The 22,916-nt window shown below is 60.5% G+C and carries 20 protein-coding genes; 13 read left to right on the top strand and 7 right to left on the bottom strand.

Annotated features, from left to right (window positions below; translation table 11 throughout):
* Positions 1-54 precede the first annotated feature (54 nt).
* Positions 55-705, bottom strand: coding sequence for a GNAT family N-acetyltransferase (locus tag AC3WJW_RS20340; protein WP_095966520.1), 651 nt, complete (start codon positions 703-705; stop codon positions 55-57).
* 284 nt (positions 706-989) lie between these two features.
* Here AC3WJW_RS20340 and xthA point away from each other — a divergent pair, with 284 nt between their 5' ends.
* Both xthA and AC3WJW_RS20330 read left to right on the top strand, forming a co-directional pair.
* Positions 990-1,802: an exodeoxyribonuclease III gene (xthA, locus tag AC3WJW_RS20335; protein WP_007970500.1), complete on the top strand. Its 813-nt coding sequence runs from the start codon at positions 990-992 to the stop codon at positions 1,800-1,802.
* Positions 1,803-1,991: 189 nt separating this feature from the next.
* Positions 1,992-3,332 (top strand): substrate-binding domain-containing protein, encoded by a 1,341-nt coding sequence (locus tag AC3WJW_RS20330; protein ID WP_493727145.1) that lies wholly within the window; start codon positions 1,992-1,994, stop codon positions 3,330-3,332.
* Positions 3,333-3,467: 135 nt separating this feature from the next.
* On the opposite strand, the gene AC3WJW_RS20325 is transcribed toward AC3WJW_RS20330, so the two are convergent.
* Positions 3,468-4,697, bottom strand: a complete 1,230-nt coding sequence (locus tag AC3WJW_RS20325) for an acyl-CoA dehydrogenase (RefSeq protein ID WP_095966522.1) — start codon at positions 4,695-4,697, stop codon at positions 3,468-3,470.
* Between the two features lie 165 nt (positions 4,698-4,862).
* Between AC3WJW_RS20325 and AC3WJW_RS20320 the strand changes: the two genes are divergently transcribed.
* From AC3WJW_RS20320 to AC3WJW_RS20310, 3 genes are all read left to right on the top strand, one after another.
* Positions 4,863-5,798: a LysR family transcriptional regulator gene (locus tag AC3WJW_RS20320; protein ID WP_492583981.1), complete on the top strand. Its 936-nt coding sequence runs from the start codon at positions 4,863-4,865 to the stop codon at positions 5,796-5,798.
* Positions 5,799-5,947: 149 nt separating this feature from the next.
* Entirely contained in the window at positions 5,948-6,349 is a 402-nt protein-coding gene (locus AC3WJW_RS20315) for a MerR family transcriptional regulator (RefSeq protein ID WP_007980992.1), read from the top strand.
* A 149-nt stretch (positions 6,350-6,498) separates the two neighbouring features.
* Positions 6,499-7,398: a hydroxymethylglutaryl-CoA lyase gene (locus tag AC3WJW_RS20310; protein ID WP_493727144.1), complete on the top strand. Its 900-nt coding sequence runs from the start codon at positions 6,499-6,501 to the stop codon at positions 7,396-7,398.
* Between the two features lie 656 nt (positions 7,399-8,054).
* Here AC3WJW_RS20310 and AC3WJW_RS20305 read toward each other — a convergent pair.
* The gene (locus tag AC3WJW_RS20305) at positions 8,055-9,749 is read right to left on the bottom strand and encodes an AMP-binding protein (protein WP_493727143.1); all 1,695 of its coding nucleotides are present in this window, start codon (positions 9,747-9,749) and stop codon (positions 8,055-8,057) included.
* Between the two features lie 343 nt (positions 9,750-10,092).
* Here AC3WJW_RS20305 and AC3WJW_RS20300 point away from each other — a divergent pair, with 343 nt between their 5' ends.
* The 4 genes from AC3WJW_RS20300 (at position 10,093) to AC3WJW_RS20285 (ending at position 15,859) form a co-directional block, all read left to right on the top strand.
* Positions 10,093-11,256, top strand: coding sequence for an isovaleryl-CoA dehydrogenase (locus tag AC3WJW_RS20300; RefSeq protein WP_102674656.1), 1,164 nt, complete (start codon positions 10,093-10,095; stop codon positions 11,254-11,256).
* A 97-nt stretch (positions 11,257-11,353) separates the two neighbouring features.
* The gene (locus AC3WJW_RS20295; protein WP_493727142.1) at positions 11,354-12,958 is read left to right on the top strand and encodes a carboxyl transferase domain-containing protein; all 1,605 of its coding nucleotides are present in this window, start codon (positions 11,354-11,356) and stop codon (positions 12,956-12,958) included.
* Positions 12,959-13,091: 133 nt separating this feature from the next.
* Positions 13,092-13,904, top strand: coding sequence for a gamma-carboxygeranoyl-CoA hydratase (locus AC3WJW_RS20290; RefSeq protein WP_007981004.1), 813 nt, complete (start codon positions 13,092-13,094; stop codon positions 13,902-13,904).
* A complete protein-coding gene (locus AC3WJW_RS20285) occupies positions 13,904-15,859 on the top strand; it encodes an acetyl/propionyl/methylcrotonyl-CoA carboxylase subunit alpha (protein WP_493727141.1) in 1,956 nt (651 codons plus the stop codon). The genes AC3WJW_RS20290 and AC3WJW_RS20285 overlap by 1 nt, the downstream gene beginning before the upstream one ends.
* A 39-nt stretch (positions 15,860-15,898) precedes the next feature.
* On the opposite strand, the gene AC3WJW_RS20280 is transcribed toward AC3WJW_RS20285, so the two are convergent.
* A complete protein-coding gene (locus AC3WJW_RS20280) occupies positions 15,899-16,546 on the bottom strand; it encodes a LexA family protein (protein ID WP_493727140.1) in 648 nt (215 codons plus the stop codon).
* Between the two features lie 129 nt (positions 16,547-16,675).
* On the opposite strand from AC3WJW_RS20280, the gene AC3WJW_RS20275 reads away from it, so the two are divergent.
* Together AC3WJW_RS20275 and AC3WJW_RS20270 are read left to right on the top strand one after the other, a co-directional pair.
* Positions 16,676-17,017, top strand: a complete 342-nt coding sequence (locus AC3WJW_RS20275) for a DUF6124 family protein (RefSeq protein WP_493727139.1) — start codon at positions 16,676-16,678, stop codon at positions 17,015-17,017.
* A 486-nt stretch (positions 17,018-17,503) separates the two neighbouring features.
* Positions 17,504-18,655: a M14 family metallopeptidase gene (locus tag AC3WJW_RS20270; protein ID WP_493727138.1), complete on the top strand. Its 1,152-nt coding sequence runs from the start codon at positions 17,504-17,506 to the stop codon at positions 18,653-18,655.
* 102 nt (positions 18,656-18,757) lie between these two features.
* On the opposite strand, the gene AC3WJW_RS20265 is transcribed toward AC3WJW_RS20270, so the two are convergent.
* The gene (locus AC3WJW_RS20265; RefSeq protein ID WP_493727137.1) at positions 18,758-19,303 is read right to left on the bottom strand and encodes a cytochrome b; all 546 of its coding nucleotides are present in this window, start codon (positions 19,301-19,303) and stop codon (positions 18,758-18,760) included.
* Positions 19,300-20,385: a catalase family peroxidase gene (locus tag AC3WJW_RS20260; RefSeq protein ID WP_493727136.1), complete on the bottom strand. Its 1,086-nt coding sequence runs from the start codon at positions 20,383-20,385 to the stop codon at positions 19,300-19,302. Before AC3WJW_RS20260 ends, AC3WJW_RS20265 begins: the two co-directional genes overlap by 4 nt.
* A gap of 163 nt (positions 20,386-20,548) precedes the next feature.
* Between AC3WJW_RS20260 and AC3WJW_RS20255 the strand changes: the two genes are divergently transcribed.
* On the top strand, positions 20,549-21,055 hold the full coding sequence (locus AC3WJW_RS20255; protein ID WP_493727135.1) for a sigma-70 family RNA polymerase sigma factor: 507 nt from the start codon (positions 20,549-20,551) through the stop codon (positions 21,053-21,055).
* On the top strand, positions 21,052-21,804 hold the full coding sequence (locus tag AC3WJW_RS20250) for an anti-sigma factor family protein (RefSeq protein WP_493727134.1): 753 nt from the start codon (positions 21,052-21,054) through the stop codon (positions 21,802-21,804). Before AC3WJW_RS20255 ends, AC3WJW_RS20250 begins: the two co-directional genes overlap by 4 nt.
* An 81-nt stretch (positions 21,805-21,885) precedes the next feature.
* Here the strand turns inward: AC3WJW_RS20250 and AC3WJW_RS20245 are convergent, their stop codons facing one another.
* Positions 21,886-22,722: an IclR family transcriptional regulator gene (locus AC3WJW_RS20245; RefSeq protein WP_493727133.1), complete on the bottom strand. Its 837-nt coding sequence runs from the start codon at positions 22,720-22,722 to the stop codon at positions 21,886-21,888.
* Positions 22,723-22,916: the final 194 nt, after the last annotated feature.

Raw genomic sequence — 22,916 nt, 5'->3', positions numbered from 1 at the left:
GGTTCATGAACATGGAAGCGTGATAGAGCCTGACATGCAAAGAAAGTTCGCGGGCTAAGCCGTTGCTGTCTGTAACACCTGGGGATTGGGGTGAAAAAACACGTGCTCACGAACCGGCCCTACGGCGACTTCACCGATTTCCTCATAGCCCTGACGTTTATAAAACTCCAGATAACGAGGATTCCCGGTGTCGAGGATCACGCCCTGTGAGTGTTCATCCACCGCGCACCAGTTGTGCACGGCTTGCAACAGTTGTTCGCCGAAATGCTGACCCTGGAACTGCGGGTGAACCCCCAGCAACGGCAAGACGTGCACCGAGTCGTTCGGCACGCAGGCCTCCACGGCAGCGTGATACTCCAGATAGCGACGGGTGCAGCGAAATCCCGTGCTGAGCACCATGCGCAGGCGCCAGGCCCAACTTTCGGTGACCCCAAGGCGACGTTGCGGCGGCGCGATCAGGGCGATGCCGATCAGGCGGTCGTTGACCAGCAGACCGATGGCCGGCAGGTCCTGGAGAAAGTGCTGGGTCACCAGTTCGCGCACCGTGGCGCGAACCCGCTGTTCGTAACCGGGGCGTTCGGCTTCGAACAAATAGCCGAAGGTCGGTTCGTGTCGATAAGCCTGGTACAGCAGCGAACGGGCTTCACGGGCGTAGCCGCTGTCGAGCATGTGAATATCGGCGATGGCGGTCGAAGTTTCGGGCATGACGGTTGATCTCCCCGGCACAGCTCGGATGGCTGCGCTCTTGTTGTTACTGTTGTTACGAGTTGATCGGCGCTGACACAGTTCCTTAAAGATCCGCAATCAGTGTAGGCAATGAAATCGCCTTCGCGAGCAAGCCCGCTCCCACAAAAGCAAAGGCCGGCGCATAACCTGTGGGAGCGGGCTTGCTCGCGAAGAGGCCATCACTGCCCACACAAGACTACACCCCACACTGGCCCGATTCCCCCATGTCAGCTAGCATCGCCCTTTTGCCAGGACTGCCGACCATGAAGATCGTCTCCTTCAACATCAACGGGCTGCGTGCCCGTCCCCATCAGCTGGCGGCGCTGATCGAAAAGCACCAGCCCGATGTGATCGGCCTGCAGGAAACCAAGGTCCACGATGAGCAGTTCCCGCTGGCCGAAGTGCAGGCGCTGGGCTACCACGTGTATTTCCACGGGCAAAAAGGCCATTACGGCGTCGCCCTGCTCTCGCGCCAGGAACCGCTGGCCCTGCATAAAGGGTTCGCCACCGACGAAGAAGATGCCCAGCGGCGTTTCATCTGGGGCACCTTCGCCGACGCCAACGGTGTACCGGTCACCATCATGAACGGTTATTTCCCACAGGGCGAAAGCCGCGACCACCCGACCAAATTCCCGGCCAAGGAACGCTTCTACGGCGACTTGCAGCAATTGCTGGAAAGCCAGTTCAAGAACGACCAGCCGCTGGTGGTGATGGGCGATGTGAACATTTCCCCGGAAGACTGCGACATCGGCATCGGCCCGGACAACATGAAGCGCTGGCTGAAGACCGGCAAATGCAGCTTCCTGCCGGAAGAGCGCGAGTGGATGGCCCGCCTGAAGAATTGGGGCCTGGTCGACAGTTTCCGTCACCTGAACCCGGACGTGACCGACACCTTCAGCTGGTTCGACTACCGCAGCCGTGGCTTCGAAGACGAACCCAAGCGCGGCCTGCGCATCGACCTGATCCTCGCCTCCCACGGCTTGCTGCCGCGGGTGAAGGCCGCCGGTGTGGACTACGAACTGCGCGGCATGGAAAAACCTTCGGACCATGCGCCGATCTGGCTTGAGTTGAGCTGATCCCTGACGGCTGCATCAATTCCCTGTGGGAGCGAGCCTGCTCGCGAAAGCGGTGTGTCATTCAACAATGATGTCGACTGATACGCCCTCTTCGCGAGCAGGCTCGCTCCCACATGGGAAAGTGTCATTTTTCGGAAACCTTACTGACTTAATCTCCCGACACCTCCTTTGGCTATTTAAGGTGCCGGCATGATGCTGCGCGTATTGTTCCTGTTGATGCTGTGCCTCGGCTTGCCACACCTGGCGGCTGCCGGCAGTTTGCCGACATCCGGACAAGGCCCGGTGCTGCGCATTCAGGGCTCCAACACCATCGGCGCGGCCCTGGGACCGGCGCTGGTCGAGGGCCTGCTGGGCGAACAGGGCCTGCGCAGGATTCACCGCGAAACCCTGGCTACCGCCAACGAACTGCGCATCGTGGGTGAAACCGATCAGGGCAGCCGGGTTGTCGTGGAAGTCGCAGCCCACGGTTCGAGTACTGGTTTTGCCGCCCTGAAAGCCGCCAATGCCGACCTCGCCGCCTCATCGCGCCCAATCAAGGACAGTGAACAGGTGAGCCTTGCATCCCTGGGCGATCTGAAAAGCCCGGGTGCAGAACAAGTCATCGCCATCGATGGCCTGGCGATCATCCTCCACCCGGACAATCCGCTGAATCAACTCGGCACCGAGCAACTGGCGCGCATTTTCAGTGGCGAAGTCAGATCCTGGGAGGAAATCGGCGGACGCGGCGGGCCGATTCATCTGTATGCGCGGGATGATCAGTCCGGTACCTACGACACCTTCAAGGAACTGGTCCTGAGTGATCGCGGGAAAAGTCTCAGTAGCACGGCTAAACGCTTCGAATCCAGTGAGCAACTGTCCGACGCCGTGAGTGCAGACCCACAAGGCATTGGTTTTATCGGCCTGCCCTACGTGCGTCAGGCCAAAGCCGTGGCGATTGTCGATGGGCAATCACAAGCCATGCCGCCACTGAACAACCTGATTGCCACGGAAGACTATCCGCTGTCCCGTCGACTGTTTTTTTATCTGCCGCCGAGTGGAAAGAACCCTTGGGCCGATGCACTGGCGGCGTTCGCCCAAAGCAGTAAAGGGCAAGCGATTGTCGCCGCCAACGGTTTCATCGCCCAGACTGTCCAGGCCATGAGCGTGACACCCAATGCGTTGATGCCCGAGGGTTATCAGGCTCTGAGCCGGCATGCGCAGCGTTTGTCGGTCAACTTTCGTTTCGAGGAAGGCAGTGCAACGCTGGACAACAAGGCGCAACAAGATTTGTCCCGGGTGCTCGACTATATAAAGCAGCACGACAAAACCAATGGCCAGGTAACACTGGTGGGCTTTGGCGATGCCAAGAGCGACCCGGCGCGCGCCGATCTGTTGTCGAAGCTGCGAGCCATGGCGGTAAGGCGGGAGTTGGTGAAAAGCGGTGTGGTGTTTCGCGAGATTCGCGGGTTTGGAGCGCAGATGCCGGTGGCGGCCAATAGCGCCGATGAGGGAAGGATCAAGAATCGGCGGGTTGAGGTTTGGGTGTATTGAAAGTGCTGTGGTGAATGTACGGACGCCTTCGCGAGCAGGCTCGCTCCCACAGTGGATCTTCAGTGAACACACTATCTGTGACCACAGAGTTCCCTTGTGGGAGCGAGCCTGCTCGCGAAGAACGATGACGCGGTATTACTGCCCGCTACGCATCATTTCTTTAGGCACATACTTGCCGATTTCGAACTTGCCGATCGCCGCACGGTGCACTTCGTCCGGGCCATCGGCCAGGCGCAGGGTGCGCTGCATCGCGTACATGTAGGCCAGCGGGAAATCGTTGGAAACCCCTGCCCCGCCATGGATCTGGATCGCCCGGTCGATCACCCGCAGCGCAACGTTCGGCGCGACGACCTTGATCTGTGCGATCTCGCTGCGGGCCACTTTGTTGCCAACGGTGTCCATCATGTACGCCGCCTTCAGTGTCAGCAGGCGTGCCATGTCGATCTCCATCCGCGAATCGGCGATCTTGTCGACGTTACCGCCCAGCCGTGCCAGGGGCTTGCCGAATGCCGTACGGCTCACCGAGCGCTTGCACATCAGTTCCAGTGCACGCTCGGCCATGCCGATCGAACGCATACAGTGGTGAATCCGGCCCGGGCCAAGGCGACCTTGAGCGATTTCGAAGCCGCGGCCTTCACCCAGCAGGACGTTTTCGTACGGCACCCGGACGTTTTCAAACAGCACTTCGGCGTGACCATGGGGCGCATCGTCGTAACCGAACACCGGCAGCGGACGCACAATCTTCACGCCGGGGGTATCGACCGGCACCAGAATCATCGAGTGCTGGGCGTGGCGTGGCGCGTCCGGATTGCTCAGCCCCATGAAAATCAGGATTTTGCAGCGTGGGTCGCAAGCACCCGAGGTCCACCATTTCTTGCCGTTGATCACCCACTCGTCGCCATCGCGAACCGCACGGGCGGCCATGTTGGTGGCATCGGAGGACGCCACGTCCGGTTCGGTCATGGCGAATGCCGAACGGATCTCGCCGCGCAGCAAGGGTTCGAGCCAGCGTTGCTTCTGCTCTTCGTTGGCGTAACGCACCAGCACTTCCATGTTGCCGGTGTCCGGGGCCGAACAGTTGAACGGCTCTGGCCCCAGCAGCGAGCGGCCCATGATTTCCGCCAGCGGCGCGTATTCGAGGTTGGTCAGACCGGCACCGAGCTCAGACTCAGGCAGAAACAAATTCCACAGCCCTTCAGCCTTGGCCTTGAGTTTGAGTTCTTCCATGATCGCGGTCGGCTGCCAGCGGTCGCCCTCGGCGACCTGGCGCTCGAACACGGCTTCGGCGGGATAAACGTAGGTGTCCATGAACGCTGTTACGCGCTCACGCAGTTCCTGAACCTTGGGCGAATAAGCGAAATCCATGAGCGAGATACCTTCTTGGGGGAGGTTGTTTAGATCATGCAATCGATGCTAGAACAGCCATGAAAATTTACCTAGCCTATTCTCGGCGTGTATAAACATTCATCACCGATATATGATCGGCTGATCGTCAAGGTCAGCCCGCCCACACAATAAGAGAGCCGCGTAATGAATCTGAGCAAGGTCGATCTCAACCTTTTCATCGTCTTCGACGCGATCTACACCGAAGCCAACCTGACCCGCGCCGGGCAGATTGTCGGCATCACCCAACCGGCGGTGTCGAACGCTCTAGCCCGGCTGCGCGAGACCTTCAACGACCCGCTGTTCGTACGCACGGCCCAGGGCATGGTGCCGACGCCCATGGCGCAGAACATCATCGGCCCGGTGCGCAATGCGCTCTCACTGCTGCGCGTGTCGGTGCAGGAAAGCCGCATTTTCAACCCGCAGCAAGCGGTCAAGACCTATCGCATCAGCATGACCGACCTCACCGAAGCGGTGATCCTGCCACCGCTGTTCCAGCGCCTGCGCCGCCTGGCGCCGACGGTGATCATCGAGAGTTTTCTGTCCAAACGCCGCGAGACCACCAAGGAACTGGCGGCCGGCCGCCTGGACTTTGCCGTCGATGCGCCGCTCAACACCGACCCGCAGGTGCGTCACGTCAAGTTGATGGAAGACCGCTACGTGTGCGCCATGCGCAAGGGGCATCCGCTGGCGGGCAAGGAAAAACTCACGCTGGATGATTACCTCAGCCTGACCCACATCCATATTTCCAGCCGCCGCAGCGGCCTCGGCTATGTCGACCTGGCGCTGGGCAAGATGGGCATCCAGCGCAAGATCGCCCTGCGTTCCCAGCATTACCTGATGGCCTCGCAGGTGTTGCAGCAGACGGACATGGTCATGACCGTGCCGGAACGTTTCGCCCGCCGCAACGACCTGCACGCCTTTTATCTGCCGGTCAACGATGTGCCGCCGGTGGAAACCCACCTTTACTGGCACGAAAGCACTGACCAGGACCCGGCGAACCGCTGGATGCGCGAGCAGATGATCGAGCTGTGCCAGCAGGTGACGGCGCAGGAGAAAAAGCTGGATAAGCAGGCGGTTTGAGAAAAATCAAAAGATCGCAGCCTGCGGCAGCTCCTACGTGGGAATTGTATTCACCCTGTAGGAGCTGCCGCAGGCTGCGATCTTTTCTCCCTTGACGTAAACGTCAACCTGCCATTAGCTTAGCGCCATGACCTTTTGCGAGCGCCTCCATGAGCAGCCAGACCTACAGCATTTCCGACCTCGCCCGCGAGCTCGACATCACCACCCGCGCCATTCGCTTTTATGAGGAGCAAGGCCTGCTCAGCCCCGAGCGCCGTGGCCAGGAACGCATTTACTCGCCCCGCGACAAAGTCAGCCTGAAGCTGATCCTGCGGGGAAAACGCATCGGTTTCTCGCTGGCTGAATGCCGCGAGCTGATCGAGCTCTACGACCCGTCCAGCGGTAACACCAAACAGTTGCACAGCATGCTGGCGAAAATCAGCGAGCGCCGTGAGCAGCTTGAACAGCAGTTGCTGGACATCGAACAGATGAAACTGGAACTGGATACTGCCGAAGAGCGCTGCGTACAGGCGCTGGAGCAGACCCTTAAAAGCCAGGAATCGATTCAGTAAATCCACACCGCCCCCTGTAGGAGCGAGCCTGCTCGCGATGGTCGTTAACGATAACGCGTGTTTGCTGGATAAACGCGGTGCCTGAGAACCCATCGCGAGCAGGCTCGCTCCTACAGGGTTCTCCGAACAATCAGCACAGGTCGAAGCCCATGCCCCTCCCCACCCACGTACGCATTGTCGAAGTCGGCCCGCGCGACGGCCTGCAAAACGAAGCCCAACCCATCAGTGTTGCCGACAAGGTGCAACTGGTCGATGCACTGACCGCAGCCGGGCTCGGCTATATAGAAGTCGGCAGTTTCGTGTCGCCCAAGTGGGTGCCGCAGATGGCCGGCTCCGCCGAGGTTTTCGCGCAGATCCAGCGCAAACCGGGTGTGGTCTATGGCGCGCTCGCTCCCAACCTGCGCGGTTTCGAAGATGCCCTCGCCGCCGGGGTGAAGGAAGTGGCCGTGTTCGCCGCGGCGTCCGAGGCGTTTTCCCGGCGCAACATCAATTGCTCGATCAGCGAAAGCCTGGAGCGTTTCGCGCCGATCATGGAGGCCGCCAGACAACAGGGGGTGACCGTGCGCGGGTACGTGTCCTGCGTGCTGGGGTGCCCCTATGAAGGTCACGTCCCCCCGGAGCAAGTCGCTTTGGTCGCTCGCGAGCTCTATGCCATGGGCTGCTACGAGGTCTCGCTGGGGGACACCATCGGCACCGGCACCGCTGGCGCGACCCGGAAAATGTTCGAAGTGGTATCAAAGGATGTACCCCGTGAAAAGCTCGCCGGGCACTTCCACGACACCTACGGCCAGGCCGTGGCCAACATCTACGCCAGCCTGCTGGAAGGTATTTCGGTGTTCGACAGCTCCATCGCCGGTCTCGGCGGCTGCCCTTATGCCAAGGGCGCCAGCGGTAACGTCGCGACCGAAGACGTGGTTTACCTGCTGAACGGCCTGGGTATCGACACCGGAATCGACCTTGACGCCCTGATGCTCGCCGGTCAACAGATTTGCAGCGTATTGGGTCGCCCTACCGGTTCCCGTGTGGCCAGGGCCCGCAGCGCACAGTGAGTGGGTTGAGTGTGTCCGGGTGTTACCGCGCAGACTCAATCGTGGGCGCAAGCGAGTAACACGGAAACAAAATGTAGGGTTTTGCCTGAGGCGAAAAACCCTACAAAATCGCAAATCGTTGATTTTAAAGGCTTTTAAAAAGTTGGCACGGCTCCTGCTATATCTATCGCATAACAAGAATAAAAAAATTGCGGCAACCCTAATAAAAACAAGACGTAACGACTCTGACATAACAAAAACAACACGGCAGAGACGCAGCTAACAGATTTTTTTGGAGAAGATGTGCTTTTCAGGGTGCTTTTCGAAGTGACCCGCAGCCAGACAGAGAATAATAAAACTACCTTCAGGTAGCTCCCGTACTGGTTGGATCGCTCAGCGAAAAAGCAGATCAGCGCTCAAAAAAATACGTTTGCTCTTGATCCCGGATGGGGATCGCCAAAAACAGCGGTAAAGGGCAACGGTTGCCAAAAACAAAAACAGACCGACCCTCAATAATAAAAAAAGAGCACGCGCAACGACAAATTAAAGGGGAGCTTCGGCTCCCCTTTGTGCTGTCTGGCATTCAGGTTTTCCACATACATCTGTAGGAGCTGGCGCAGCCTGCGATCTTTTGATCTTGCCCTTGAAAATCAAAAGATCGCAGCCTGCGGCAGCTCCTACAGCTTCGCTTTGAGCTCCGCGACGCTTATCTCGCGCATCCGGAACTTCTGGATCTTGCCGGTCACGGTCATTGGAAACTCTTCCACGAACTTGAAGTAACGCGGCGTCTTGAAGTGCGCGATGCGCTCCTTGCACCAGGCCTGCAGCTCTTGTTCGGTAGCGCTGTGGCCGGGGTGGAACTTGATCCAGGCGACGATCTCTTCGCCGTAGCGCGAGCATGGAATGCCGATCACCTGCACATCCGCAACGGCCGGATGCGTGAAGAAAAACTCTTCCAGCTCCCGCGGGTAAATATTCTCACCGCCACGGATGATCATGTCCTTGTTGCGCCCGGCAATACACACGTACCCCTCATCGTTCATGCTCGCCAGATCACCAGTGTGCATCCAGCCGGCCTGGTCGATGGCTTCTGCGGTGCCTTCGGGGTTGTTCCAGTAACCCAGCATCACGCTGTAACCACGAGTGCACAGCTCACCGATGGTGCCCCGCGGCACCAGGTTGCCCGCTTCGTCGATGATCTTGCTTTCAAGCTGCGGCTGGGTGCGGCCGACGGTGGTCACGCGCAGTTCCAGGTCGTCTGAAGGACCGGTCTGCAATGACACCGGACTGGTTTCCGTCATGCCGTAGGCAATCTGCACTTCGCTCATGTGCATGTCGCTGATGACCCGGCGCATCACTTCGATAGGACAGGTTGCGCCTGCCATGATCCCGGTGCGCAGGCTCGACAGATCGAATTCGGCACGTTGCGGTTGATCGAGCATGGCGATGAACATGGTCGGCACGCCGTACAGCGCCGTGGCTTTTTCGTCAGCCACAGTGCCGAGGGTCAGCAACGGATCGAACGCGTCGTTCGGATAGATCATCGTGCTGCCATGGGTGATGCAGCCGAGGTTGCCCATGACCATGCCGAAGCAGTGATACAAGGGCACCGGGATCACCAGGCGATCGGCCGCCGTCAGGCCCAGGCTTTCACCGACCATGTAACCGTTGTTGAGAATGTTGTAGTGACTGAGGGTCGCGCCCTTGGGAAAACCGGTGGTGCCGGAGGTGTACTGGATATTCACCGGCTGATCGAAATGCAGGCTGTTCTGGCGCTCATACAACTGCTCGACCGTGACGCTGCCAGCCAGATCGGCCAGTTGCGACCATGGCAGGAAGCCCGATGGTGGCTGCGCATCCAGGCTGATGACGCCACGCAACTCCGGCAACCGCTCGCTGTGCAACTTGCCGATGGATTGCTCGGCCAACTCCGGCACCAGCCCTTGCAGCATGGAGTGATAGTTCGAGGATTTGAAAGCCCCGGCACACACCAGCCATTGGCAGCCGGATTGCTTGAGTACGTATTCGAGTTCGGAACTGCGATACGCCGGGTTGATATTGACCAGGATCACGCCGATTTTCGCGGTGGCAACCTGGCTGATGCACCACTGCGCGCAGTTCGGCGCCCAGATACCAAGGCGGTCCCCGGCTTGCAGCCCCAGCGCCAGCAGTGCCCTGGCGTGCAGGTCCGCAGCCTCGGCCAACTGCCGCCAGGTGTAACGCAGCTGTTGATGGCGCACCACCAGCGCCTCCCCGTCCGGGTACTGCGCGACCGTGTTGTCGAACGCCTGGCCGATGGTCATCGCCAGCAAGGCTTTGTCCTGGGAACCACGGGTGTAACTGCGTTGCGGGCTTGCACTGGGTTGATCCATGACGACCCCTATTGTCTTTATTTATGGGCTTGCCGCGGCTGCCTGTGGAGAGCAACCCGTGGCGAGGGGGCTTGCCCCCGTTTGAGTGCGCAGCACTCACAAGATCTTCGACATATCGGAAATTTTGGGGCTGCTTCGCAGCCCAACGGGGGCAAGCCCCCTCGCCACAGGCCATCACCACAGGATGGGGCCGCGTTCTATCTTGAACTGGCTCTACTCTCGCTCAAGTTGACGTTAACGTAAAGGGTGATTGACAGCCATTCGTCACAGGCTTACGTTAACGTAAAGGTGAGAACCCAATCACGGCCCTCCCCCGCCCCACAAAAAAGCCAAAAGGTGACCCATGAGCTATCCATCCCTGAACTTTGCCCTCGGTGAAACCATCGACATGCTGCGCGATCAGGTCCAGTCCTTCGTCGCCAAGGAGATCGCCCCGCGCGCCGCTCAGATCGACATCGACAACCTGTTCCCCGCCGACCTGTGGCGCAAATTCGGCGACATGGGCCTGCTGGGCATTACCGTGCCGGAAGAGTACGGCGGCGCTGGCCTGGGTTACCTGGCCCACGTGGTCGCAATGGAAGAAATCAGCCGTGGCTCGGCCTCGGTGGCCCTGTCCTATGGCGCCCACTCCAACCTCTGCGTCAACCAGATCAACCGCAACGGCAACCACGAACAGAAATCCAAATACCTGCCGAAGCTGATCAGCGGCGAGCACATCGGCGCGCTGGCCATGAGTGAGCCGAATGCCGGTTCCGACGTGGTCTCGATGAAACTGCGCGCCGACAAGCGTGGCGACCACTACGTGCTCAACGGCAGCAAGACCTGGATCACCAACGGTCCGGACGCCAACACCTACGTGATCTACGCCAAGACGGACCTGGAAAAGGGCCCCCACGGCATCACCGCGTTCATCGTAGAGCGCGACTGGAAAGGCTTCAGCCGCAGCAACAAGTTCGACAAGCTAGGCATGCGCGGTTCGAACACCTGCGAGCTGTTCTTCGATGACGTCGAAGTGCCGGAAGAAAACATCCTCGGCGTACTCAACGGCGGCGTGAAAGTGCTGATGAGCGGCCTCGACTACGAGCGCGTCGTCCTTTCAGGTGGCCCGACCGGGATCATGCAGGCATGCATGGACCTGATCGTGCCGTACATCCACGACCGCAAGCAGTTCGGCCAAAGCATCGGCGAATTCCAGCTGATCCAGGGCAAGGTCGCCGACATGTACACCCAGCTCAACGCCAGCCGCGCCTACCTGTACGCCGTGGCCCAGGCTTGCGAGCGCGGCGAAACCACGCGCAAGGACGCCGCCGGCGTGATCCTCTACAGCGCCGAACGCGCCACACAAATGGCCCTGGACGCGATCCAGATTCTCGGTGGCAACGGCTACATCAATGAATTCCCGGCCGGCCGTCTGTTGCGTGACGCCAAGCTGTACGAAATCGGCGCGGGCACCAGTGAGATCCGTCGCATGCTGATCGGTCGCGAACTGTTTAACGAGACGAAATGAATTTCGTCAGCTGCAAGCGGCAAGCTTCAAGCGACAAGCAGAAGCGATCCTCTTGCAGCTTGAAGCTTGCCGCTTAAAGCTGCTTACGGAGTAAGCCATGATTCTGCATACCCAGCTCAACCCCCGTTCAGCGGAGTTCGCCACCAACAGCGCGGCGATGCTCCAGCAGGTCGACGCCCTGCACACCCTGCTCGCCCAAGTGGCGCAAGGTGGCGGCCCGAAGGCTCAGGAACGCCACACCTCGCGGGGCAAACTGCTGCCTCGCGAGCGCATCAACCGCTTGCTCGATCCGGGCTCGCCGTTTCTGGAAATCAGCCAACTTGCGGCGTATGAGGTGTATGGCGAAGACGTCCCCGCTGCGGGCGTGATCGCCGGGATCGGTCGTGTGGAAGGCGTCGAGTGCATGATCGTCGCCAACGATGCCACGGTGAAAGGTGGCTCGTATTACCCGCTGACCGTGAAAAAGCACCTGCGCGCCCAGACCATCGCCCAGCAGAACCGCCTGCCGTGCATCTACCTGGTGGACTCCGGCGGCGCCAACCTGCCGCGCCAGGATGAAGTGTTCCCGGACCGTGAGCACTTCGGCCGGATCTTCTTCAACCAGGCCAACATGAGCGCGATGGGCATTCCGCAGATTGCCGTGGTCATGGGCTCCTGCACCGCTGGCGGCGCCTACGTGCCGGCGATGGCCGACGAAGCGATCATGGTCCGCGAGCAAGCGACCATCTTCCTCGCCGGCCCGCCGCTGGTGAAGGCCGCGACCGGTGAAGTGGTCAGCGCCGAAGACCTTGGCGGGGCCGATGTGCACTGCAAGATTTCCGGGGTGGCCGACCATTACGCCGAGAGCGATGAGCACGCCCTGGCGCTGGCGCGCCGCAGTGTGGCCAACCTCAACTGGCGCAAGCAAGGCGAGGTTCAGCAACGCACGCCGATCGCCCCGCTCTATAGCAGCGACGAGTTGTACGGCGTGGTGCCGGCCGATGCCAAGCAGCCGTTCGACGTGCGTGAAGTCATCGCGCGCCTGGTGGACGGGTCGGTGTTCGACGAGTTCAAGGCGCTGTTCGGAACAACGCTGGTCTGCGGTTTTGCTTACCTGCACGGTTACCCGATCGCGATCCTCGCCAACAACGGCATTCTTTTCGCCGAAGCGGCGCAGAAAGGCGCGCACTTCATTGAACTGGCGTGCCAGCGCGGCATTCCGTTGTTGTTCCTGCAAAACATCACCGGCTTCATGGTCGGCCAGAAATACGAAGCCGGCGGTATTGCCAAGCACGGCGCGAAACTGGTGACGGCGGTGGCTTGCGCCAAGGTGCCGAAGTTCACGGTGATCATCGGCGGCAGCTTCGGTGCCGGCAACTACGGCATGTGCGGTCGCGCCTACGATCCGCGCTTCTTGTGGATGTGGCCAAACGCACGCATCGGTGTGATGGGCGCCGAACAGGCGGCCGGGGTTCTGGTGCAGGTCAAGCGCGAACAGGCCGAACGCAGCGGCCACGGTTTCAGTGCCGAGCAGGAAGCCGAGATCAAGCAACCGATCCTCGACCAGTACGAAGAACAGGGTCACCCCTACTATTCCAGCGCGCGTCTGTGGGACGACGGTGTCATCGACCCGGCCCAGACCCGCGACGTACTGGCCCTGGCCTTGTCCGCGTCGTTGAACGCGCCAATCGAACCGAGCCGCTTCGGCGTGTTCCGGATGTGATTTTTTTGTTGTAGGAGCGAGCTTGCTCGCGATGGACGTTAACGATAACGCGTGTTTTCTGAAAAAACGCGCCGCTCTGTAGACCATCGCGAGCAAGCTCGCTCCTACACAAGAGCCGTGGAGACGGACGAATATGAGCGACTTCAACACTCTCGAACTGCTGAGCGATCCGCGTGGTTTTGCCACCCTATGGCTCAGCCGTGAAGAAAAGAACAACGCCTTCAACGCCGAAATGATCCGCGAGCTGATCATCGCCCTCGACAAAGTCGCGAGCGATGCCAGCCTGCGTTTCCTGATCGTGCGCGGTCGTGGCAAGCATTTCAGCGCCGGTGCCGACCTTGCCTGGATGCAGCAATCGGCCGAACTCGATTACGCCACCAACCTCGATGACGCCCGGGAACTGGCGGAGTTGATGTACAACCTGGCCAAACTGAAAGTCCCGACCCTGGCCGTGGTGCAAGGCGCAGCCTTCGGCGGCGCGCTGGGCCTGATCAGTTGCTGCGACATGGCCATCGGTGCCGATGACGCGCAGTTCTGCCTGTCGGAAGTGCGCATCGGCCTGGCGCCCGCAGTGATCAGCCCATTCGTGGTGCAAGCCATCGGCGAGCGCGCGACCCGGCGTTACGCCCTGACGGCCGAGCGCTTTGGCGGGCAACGGGCACGGGAAATCGGCCTGTTGTCGGAGAGCTATGCCAGTGCCGAGCTGGAACAGAAAGTCGAACAGTGGATCGACAACCTGCTGCTCAACAGCCCGGCGGCCATGCGCGCCAGCAAGGATCTGTTGCGCGAAGTCGGCGACGGCTCATTGACCCCGGCATTGCGCCGCTACACCGAAAACGCCATTGCCCGCATCCGCGTCAGCCCCGAAGGGCAGGAAGGCCTGCGTGCCTTCCTGCAAAAACGCCCGCCGAGCTGGCAAGCCGAAACCACCAAGGAGCCCCGTTGATGAGCGCACCTGTCCTCACCACCCTGCTGGTGGCCAACCGTGGCGAAATCGCTTGCCGGGTGATGCGCACCGCCAAGGCCCTGGGCCTGACGACCGTGGCCGTGCACAGCGCCACCGACCGTGACGCCCGGCACAGCCGCGAAGCCGACATTCGCGTTGACCTGGGTGGCAGCAAAGCCGCCGACAGCTATCTGCAGATCGACAAACTGATCGCCGCCGCCAAGGCCAGCGGCGCCCAGGCGATTCACCCCGGCTATGGCTTTCTGTCGGAGAACGCCGGATTCGCCCGCGCCATCGAAAACGCCGGCCTGATATTCCTCGGCCCACCGGCCTCGGCCATCGACGCCATGGGTAGCAAGTCCGCGGCCAAAGCCTTGATGGAAACCGCCGGCGTGCCACTGGTGCCCGGTTATCACGGCGAAGCCCAGGACCTGGAAACCTTCCGCGCCGCCTGCGAACGCATCGGCTACCCGGTACTGCTCAAGGCCACCGCGGGCGGTGGCGGCAAAGGCATGAAAGTGGTCGAGGACGTCAGCCAGCTGGCCGAAGCCCTGGCCTCGGCCCAGCGTGAGGCGCAATCGTCGTTCGGCGATTCGCGGATGCTGGTGGAGAAATACCTGCTCAAGCCACGTCATGTGGAAATCCAGGTGTTCGCCGACCAGCACGGCAACTGCCTGTACCTGAATGAGCGTGACTGCTCGATTCAGCGCCGGCACCAGAAAGTCGTCGAAGAAGCCCCGGCACCGGGCCTGAGCCCGGAACTGCGGCGCGCCATGGGTGAAGCGGCGGTGCGTTCGGCGCAGGCCATCGGCTACGTCGGTGCCGGCACCGTCGAGTTTTTGCTGGATGCACGCGGCGAGTTCTTCTTCATGGAGATGAACACCCGCCTGCAAGTCGAACACCCGGTCACCGAAGCCATCACCGGCCTTGACCTGGTGGCCTGGCAGATTCGTGTGGCGCGCGGCGAAGCGTTGCCGATGACTCAGGATCAGGTGCCGCTGGTGGGCCACGCGATCGAAGTGCGGCTGTACGCCGAAGATCCGGGCAATGATTTCCTGCCGGCGACCGGTCGCCTGGAGTTGTATCGCGAATCCGCCCCGGGGCCTGGGCGCCGGGTGGACAGCGGCGTCGAAGAAGGCGATGAGATCTCGCCATTCTACGACCCGATGCTCGGCAAGCTGATTGCCTGGGGCGAGGACCGTGAACAGGCACGGTTGCGCCTGCTGAGCATGCTCGACGAGTTCGCCATCGGCGGATTGAAGACCAACATCAACTTCCTGCGGCGCATCATCGGTCACCCGGCGTTCGCCGCTGCCGAACTCGATACCGGCTTCATTCCGCGCTATCAGGAACAGCTGCTGCCTGCGCCAGCGGAACTCGGCGATGAGTTCTGGCAAGCCGCCGCCCAGGCATTTGCTCAGAGCCAGCCGCACGCAACCCGCGCCGATGACCCGGGATCACCGTGGGCGGCGCCTAATGGTCTGCGCGCCGGTTTGCCAAGAGAAATCACTCTGCACTTGAGTTGTGAAGGCCAGGACCGTGCGCTGACGCTGGGCGACATCAATGCCCACAGCGCGCGGCTCAGGGGTGAGCATCTGTTGACCGAGCAAGCGGGCGTGCGCCGTCAACACCGTGCGATACGCCGTGGCGAGCAGGTGTATTTGCAGTGGGATGGCGAATTGCACCGCATCGAGGCCTACGATCCGATCAGCGCAGTCGAAGCCAGCCACAGCCATCAGGGCGGACTGACCGCTCCCATGAACGGCAGCATCGTCCGCGTGCTGGTGGAGGCCGGGCAATCGGTCGAGGCCGGGGCGCAGTTAGTGGTACTTGAAGCGATGAAAATGGAGCACAGCATTCGCGCGCCCCATGCCGGGGTGATCAAGGCGCTGTATTGCCAGGAAGGCGAGATGGTCAGCGAAGGCAGTGCACTGGTCGAACTGGAAGAAGCGTGAAATGAAGATCGGTCCTGCGCATTGCCAGGACCGATCCGATCAGAACCTGGCTGTTGCCTGAACCACTACGCCGATGATTCGACATTCGTCGGTGTACAAGGCTTTCGGATACGTCGGATTGAGCGGGACCAGATAACGCTGACCGCCCTCTTCGATCAGCTTGCGAAACGTGGCTTCGGTGCTGTCCGGCCACTGGGCAATGACCAGTTTGCCAGGCACGGCTTCCACGGCCGGGTCCACCAGAATCAGCATGCCTTCCGGGATGCTGATGCCATTGGGCGCGGTCATCGCATCGCCCGTCACTCTCAACCAGAACGCCGGCCCACGGGCGTGGTAATCGGACAGTTCATAGCGCGCCTTGCCGTACACCGGGACCTCGCCGTCGCGCACTTCGGCAGGCTCGTGCCAGTCACTGATCGGGTAGCGAAAGTACGGGTTGTACTTGTGGGCCAGGGGGATTTCGTCGTCCGTAGACGCCTGCGGCTCCCGGATCACCAGCGCCACTTCGAGAAACTCCAGGCCCAGCGCCTGCAGCACACGGTTCATGTCTTCGATGCCGGGTTCACGACGTTTGTTGAGCCAGTGGCCAATGCCGCCCTGGGACATCCCGAGGCGCTCGGCGAGTATCTCTTGAGTGATTTTGAGTTCACTCATCTTGGCCTTGACCAATTCAATCCATTTATCCATGTGCGGCACGATACGTGGGCGACTCCGGCCATCAAAACACAAATTGTAGTATTTAAATCCTCGTCACAAATACAGTTCGTATTAGGATCGAATCACGGATCTGAATCTAACACGGAGCTTGCCATCGCCATGAACCCACCCGCCAATGACCTGCCGGACGTGCAAATCGACACCACCCTCACCTCATCCCTGGACTCGGCGGCGGCACAACGCGCGCTGGACTATTACTTGAAACCTGCCGTTTCGGAGGAGATGGCCGAGTCACGTTTTTTTGATGTGAACCGCAACATCAGCGGCGAAGAGGCGCTGGTCCATGCCTTGGACCTGTTGCGCTGTGCTGCCGCCACTGCGTACGAATCAGCCAGCCACCTGCAAGGCGTAAACCGTGACCTGGCATTTTCGACGGTGCACATGATCGACATGGCCAAGGCGATGGTCGATCGCTCGCTGGAAAAGTATGAAAAGGCTTGAGGTGAGAAGGCAGATCAAGAGGACAGGAAAGAATTTTCCTGTCGTGCAGGTAAAAATGCTTGACCTGCAAACGAGAATGATTATTATTGCAGCAACTGGTCGCGAGATCAGTCGATGGACCAGGTGACCTTAGGTCGGTCTCCTGGACTATCTCCTCATCAGGCTAATCACGGTTTTTGACCCGGCTTTTTGCCGGGTCTTTTTTTTGCCAGTTTTTTCTGGCTTTGGCTTCAGGCTAATGAAGTCTTTGGGTGTCGCAAATTCGATGGCGCGGATGATATCAAAAGAATTCCAGTTGGCAAGAGAAGCCCGGCATCATGGGTTCAAACCAGCGACAGATAGCACTTGAGAATCAATCGCACAGTCTCTAAGCTGCGTCCGCGTCAAGGAGGACGCCCCCACCTCTGCACCCCGCAATTTCCCTCGGTTTCGCCCCTCTCTTGCGTGTAAAGTAGCCGCGATAAAAATCATATTCAGGACCCGATTATGACCGTGGCCAAATCCTCTTTCGACATCAGTGCCAACTTCGACAGCGGCAACATCCAAGTCATCGACATCAGCGATCCGCTCAAACCGCTTCTGGCCATTCGTCCGGACACCCGCAGTGCCCATTTCCAGTGGTTCCACTTCAAGGCCAGCGGCCTGCATGTCGGCCAGGAGCACTGGTTTCGCCTGAACAATGCCAGCCAGTCCTCCTATAACAAGGCCTGGACCGGCTATCAGGCGGTGGCGTCCTACGATCACGTCAATTGGTTCCGCGTACCCACCATTTTCGAAGGCGACTGCCTGCGTTTCAGCCTCGAAGCCGAGCAGACCCACGCCTGGTTCGCCTACTTCGAACCCTACAGCCGTGGCCGCCACGACTGGCTGATCGAGCAGGCGCTGAGCAAGGCCGGTGCCGAACTGCTGGCCACCGGCAAGAGCGTCGAAGGCCGTGACATCCAGCTGTTGCGCAAAGGCACCGGGGCCGAAGGCCGACGCAAGGTGTGGATGATCGCCCAGCAACATCCTGGCGAACACATGGCCGAGTGGTTCATGGAAGGCGTGATCGAACGCCTGGAAAAACACGACGACCCTGTGCTGAACAAACTGCTGGCCAGCGCCGACCTGTACCTGGTGCCGAACATGAACCCGGATGGTGCCTTCCACGGCCACCTGCGCACCAACGCCATGGGCCAGGACCTCAATCGTGCCTGGCAGAGCGCCAGCCAGGAAATCAGCCCGGAGGTTCTGTTCGTTCAGCAGCAGATGGAAAAGTACGGCGTCGATATGTTTCTAGACGCCCATGGTGACGAGGAAATCCCTCACGTGTTCACCGCTGGCTGCGAAGGCAATCCGGGCTACACGCCACGGATCGAAAAGCTCGAGGAGCACTTCCGCAGCCATCTGAAGCACACCACCAAAGACTTCCAGACCAAGTACGGCTACACCCGCGACGAACCGGGCCAGGCCAACATGACGCTGGCCTGCAACAGCGTCGGCCAGAAGTACGACTGCCTGTCTCTGACCCTGGAAATGCCGTTCAAGGATCATGACGACCATCCGAATCCGTTGACGGGCTGGTCGGGCAAGCGGTCGAAGCAGTTGGGCAAGGATGTACTCACCACCCTTGCCGATATGGTCGATACCCTGCGCTGATCACCCTTCAAGATCAAAAGATCGCAGCCTTTGGTGCTCCTACAGGAATCGGCGTATCTCTGTAGGAGCTGCCGCAGGCTGCGATCTTTTTTCAGGCGGCGATTAACCGCGATCCTTACTCCGCAACATACTGTCCAGCACCTCATCTCGCCGCACCCAACCGTGAAACAACGCCGCCGCCAGATGCAGCAACACGGTCAGAAACAGCAGATACGCCAGATACCCATGCGCCTTGCGCAAAAACGCAAACAGTTGTGCATTCGCCGACACAATTGACGGCAGCTGCAACGAACTGCTGAGCATCACCGGCTCGCCCGATGCCGAAATCATCGCCCAACCCAGCAGCGGCAAGACCAGCATCAGTGCATACAACAAGACATGCGAAGCCTTGGCCGCCAGCGCTTGCCAACCCGGCAGGTCCGCCGGCAGCGGAGGCTGCGTGGTAGAGAAACGCACCACCAGTCGCACAATCACCAACAGCAAAATCGCGACCCCCAAGGGTTTGTGCAAATGGATCAGCCATTCATGCCGCTCGGACACCGAGGCGACCATGCCGGCACCGATAAACAGCATGGCGATGATCATCAGCGCCATCAGCCAGTGCAGCAGGCGCGCCAGCGGGGCGAAGTGGTTCGGTTGGGTGCTCATTGCTGGACCTCCTGCTTGGCGGCGGGCAACTGGCTGACTTCGCTGGTGCGACGCAGGTAGGAATTGGCGTAACCGGCTGAACGAGCGGCGAGCAACGGATCGTCGGAACCTTCGATCCCGGCAGGCAACACCAGCGGATCGTAATTGATGTCACGGCATTCGCCGTTGAGTTGCGGCTGAGTCTTTTCAAGCACCAGAGTGCCAGCGTTCAACACCTTGCGTCCTTCGGGCCAGGCCTTGCTGGCGTCGTTCACCGGATCGCCGGGGTTGGCCAGAGTGATGTTCAGTTGCCAGCGCAACGGGCCTGCGGCGATTCGCTGGACCAGGTCTTTCTCCAGGAAATCACCGCCCTCCGGTGCCGTGGCCCCGGGTGCGTCCTGGGCCAGAGGCACCATATTCCAGCGCACGGCCTGGCGTTGACCCGCCGCGTTGACCAGGTAGAACGCATTGACGCTGTTGTAGTTTTCGGTCACGTAACTGGCCGACGGCTTGGCGGTTTTGATCCAGGCCAGGAAGGGTGCCGCTTCCGGGTGCGAAGCAAAGAATGCGGGCACGGCCTTGGGGTCCGGCTTGCCGGTGGCCGGGTCTGGCGACTGGGCTTTTTGCAATTGATAGAACGCCTCGGGTGTGCCCACCGGGAACACCGGCATGCTGTTCATTCCGGTGCGCCACTGCTGGCCGTTGGCCTGAGTGAAGCGCAAGGCCATGCTGCGGATCGGCACGGCACTGTCCGGTGCGTAGGGGTTACCGGCCGGCAAGGCGAAACGCCCGACCACCGGCGTCTGCGCCTCATTGAAGACCTGGGCGGAGGAATAGCTGCGCGCCTCACCGCTGCTCTCGAAATGCCCGATCACGCACACGCCCTTGGAATGGTTGCGGCGGAACCCCGGATGCACGCCGTTGTTGGTTTCCAGCACGTTGATCAGTTTCTTCGGGGTCAGGCGCTGTGGGTCGAAGGTGCCGTTGACGTAGGCAAACGCCCCGGCCAGTGCGGCAACGACCACGGCAATGCCCGCCAGACGCAACGTCAGGCTCCCCGCACTCAGGGGTGGCCGGGTGGGCGGTGATGATCGATCTACCATGAAAGACTCCAGGGCCATCGGCCACAAGTGAGAAGAATCAAGCAGACGAACCGCACACAGGTTTATTCCCACGCACGGTATTTATTTTTTCTGACGTGGAATAACCTCGAATACCGAGCGTCTTCCTGGTCCACTGTCCAGCGTAGTGACTAGTCAGGACTTCATGAACGATATCGACGAACAACTCAGAGAAATCATTCCCCGATTGCGGCGTTTCGCCGTGTCATTGACGCGCAACTCGAGCAGCGCTGACGACCTGGTGCAGGCGAGCCTGGAGCGGGCACTGTCGAGTTGGACTGGCAAACGCGCCGAGGGCGACTTGCGCGCCTGGCTGTTCTCGATTCTGTATCGACAGTTTCTCGATGCGCACCGCCGCTCCCGGCGCTACGCGCGCATGCTCGAATTTTTCACCGGCCGCGACGATGCCCAGCCCTCGGTGGAGCGCACCGTCATAGCCCAATCGACCCTCAATGCCTTCGATCGACTGCCCACCGAACAACGTGCGCTGCTGCTCTGGGTCTCGGTAGAAGGCTTGAGTTACAAAGAGGTCGCCGAGATTCTCGACGTCCCCACCGGCACCGTGATGTCCCGTCTGTCCCGGGCTCGCCAGGCCCTGCGCCAACTCAGTGAAGGCGAAATCACCCGCCCTGCCCTGCGGAGACTCAAATGATCAGCATGCCCCCCAGCGAGCGTGACTTGCACGCCTACGTCGACCACCAACTCAGCGAGGACGACCGACGTCTGGTGGAGACTTTTCTCACAAGCAATCCGGAGGTTGCCGACCAAGTGCGGGCCTGGCAGCAAGATGCCCAGCAACTGCGCGCGGCCCTGAGTGGCGTGTTGCAACAACCGGCCAATCCGGAACTCGATCCGGCCATGATTCGCCAACGCCTGAAACGCCAATCGCGGCGACATCTGGCCAGCGCGGCCGCATTGCTGATCGCGGTCAGCATCGGCGGCTTCAGTGGCTGGCAGGCCCGTGAGATGACCTTCACTGGCGCACAGCTGCCGATGACCGATGCGCTGCAGGCTTATCGTCTGATTGCCCAGCAAGGGATCCTGCCAGCCGACTACAAGGCCAGCGACGACGGCGACATGCAGAGCTGGCTCGACCGTTATTTCACCCAGGCCAATCGCTTGCCTGACCTGTCGGGGGCAGGCTTCAAGCCGGCCAGCGGGCGCTTGCTCAGCACCGAACAAGGGCCGGCGGCAATGGTGGTCTACGAGAATCAGGGCGGGCAGAAAGTCAGCTTCTACGTGCGCCCACCAGGACCGAAAAACTTCCTGCTGCCCCGTGGCAGCCGTAGCGATGGAGGCCTGCAGGCCGAGTACTGGTCCGGTGGTGGCTACAACTATGCGATGGTCAGCCCGGCGGATACGCCGGCGGCACAGATGCTGAGGCAGACCGTGCAGTTTTAGCAGATCAAAAGATCGCAGCCTGCGACAGCTCCTACAGGTTTACACAAAACCCTGTAGGAGCTGCCGCAGGCTGCGATCTTTTCAACTTTGTCCAAATACTTGAGAAGGCCGGCGCAGCAATGGGTCGAACGGATTGATCCGCGGCCCGATCAATGCCGCTTCGCGCTTGAGCATCTCCACCACCGTCGGCAAACGATCCGGCCCCAGGCGGTCACTCACGGTCGCCACGCTCAACGCCGCCACCGCCCGCCCCTCACGATCGAGAATCGGCACTGCCACCCCGGCCATACCCTGCAGCACACCGGTGTTGCGCCCGGCGTAACCGAGCTTGCGCACGTTCTCGACTTCCGAGCGCAGGAACACCTCGTCATACAGATGGAAGTCCTTGAGCCGCGGCAAGTTGTAGTGGATCACCGTGTCGCGCTCTTCCGGCGGCAGAAACGCCAGGATCGCCAGGCTGCCCTGCCCAACGCCCAGAGCCACGCGTCCGCCGATATCGCCGGTGAAGGTACGAATCGGAAACGGCCCTTCGCTGCGGTCCAGGCAGATCGCATCGAAGCCGCTGCGCGCCAGCAGAAACAAGGAATCGCCCAGCGACGCCGATAGCCGCAGCAGCGCCGGGCGTACCAGTTCGCGCAGGTTGCCGCTGTTGCCCGCGCGGGCGGCCAGGGCGAAAAAGTCCAGGCTCAGGCGATAGCGCTTGCTGCGCGCATCCTGCTCGACCATGCCCTCGTCCATCAGACTGCGCAATAAACGATGGGTCGTCGGCTGCGACAAACCGATGTGCTGGGCCAATTGCGTCACGCGCTCGCCACCCTCGACGGTATCGCCCAACGCACGCAGCACCGCAAACAGTCGTGAGACGGCGCCGACACCGACGTCATTTTTATTTTCATTCCGCTCAGTGGAATCAGACATTGATTTTCTCGACGATTAATTTACTCACCGAATGAAACTGAAAATAGTCATCGCTTCAGTGAAATAGGCCATTGAGCCCATCCTAGTCTTCGTCCTAATCTGCGTCCAGACAGGGCGATTCGAACAACAGCGGCAGCCGACTCAAGTCGAGCGCCAACGCCCCCCCGGAAATATTTTTTTTTCGTATCTGCCCA

Source organism: Pseudomonas sp. GW821-FHT07G06 (assembly GCF_058986625.1).
Note: the sequence above shows the minus strand (reverse complement) of the source record. Positions and strands in the feature narration are given on the sequence as shown.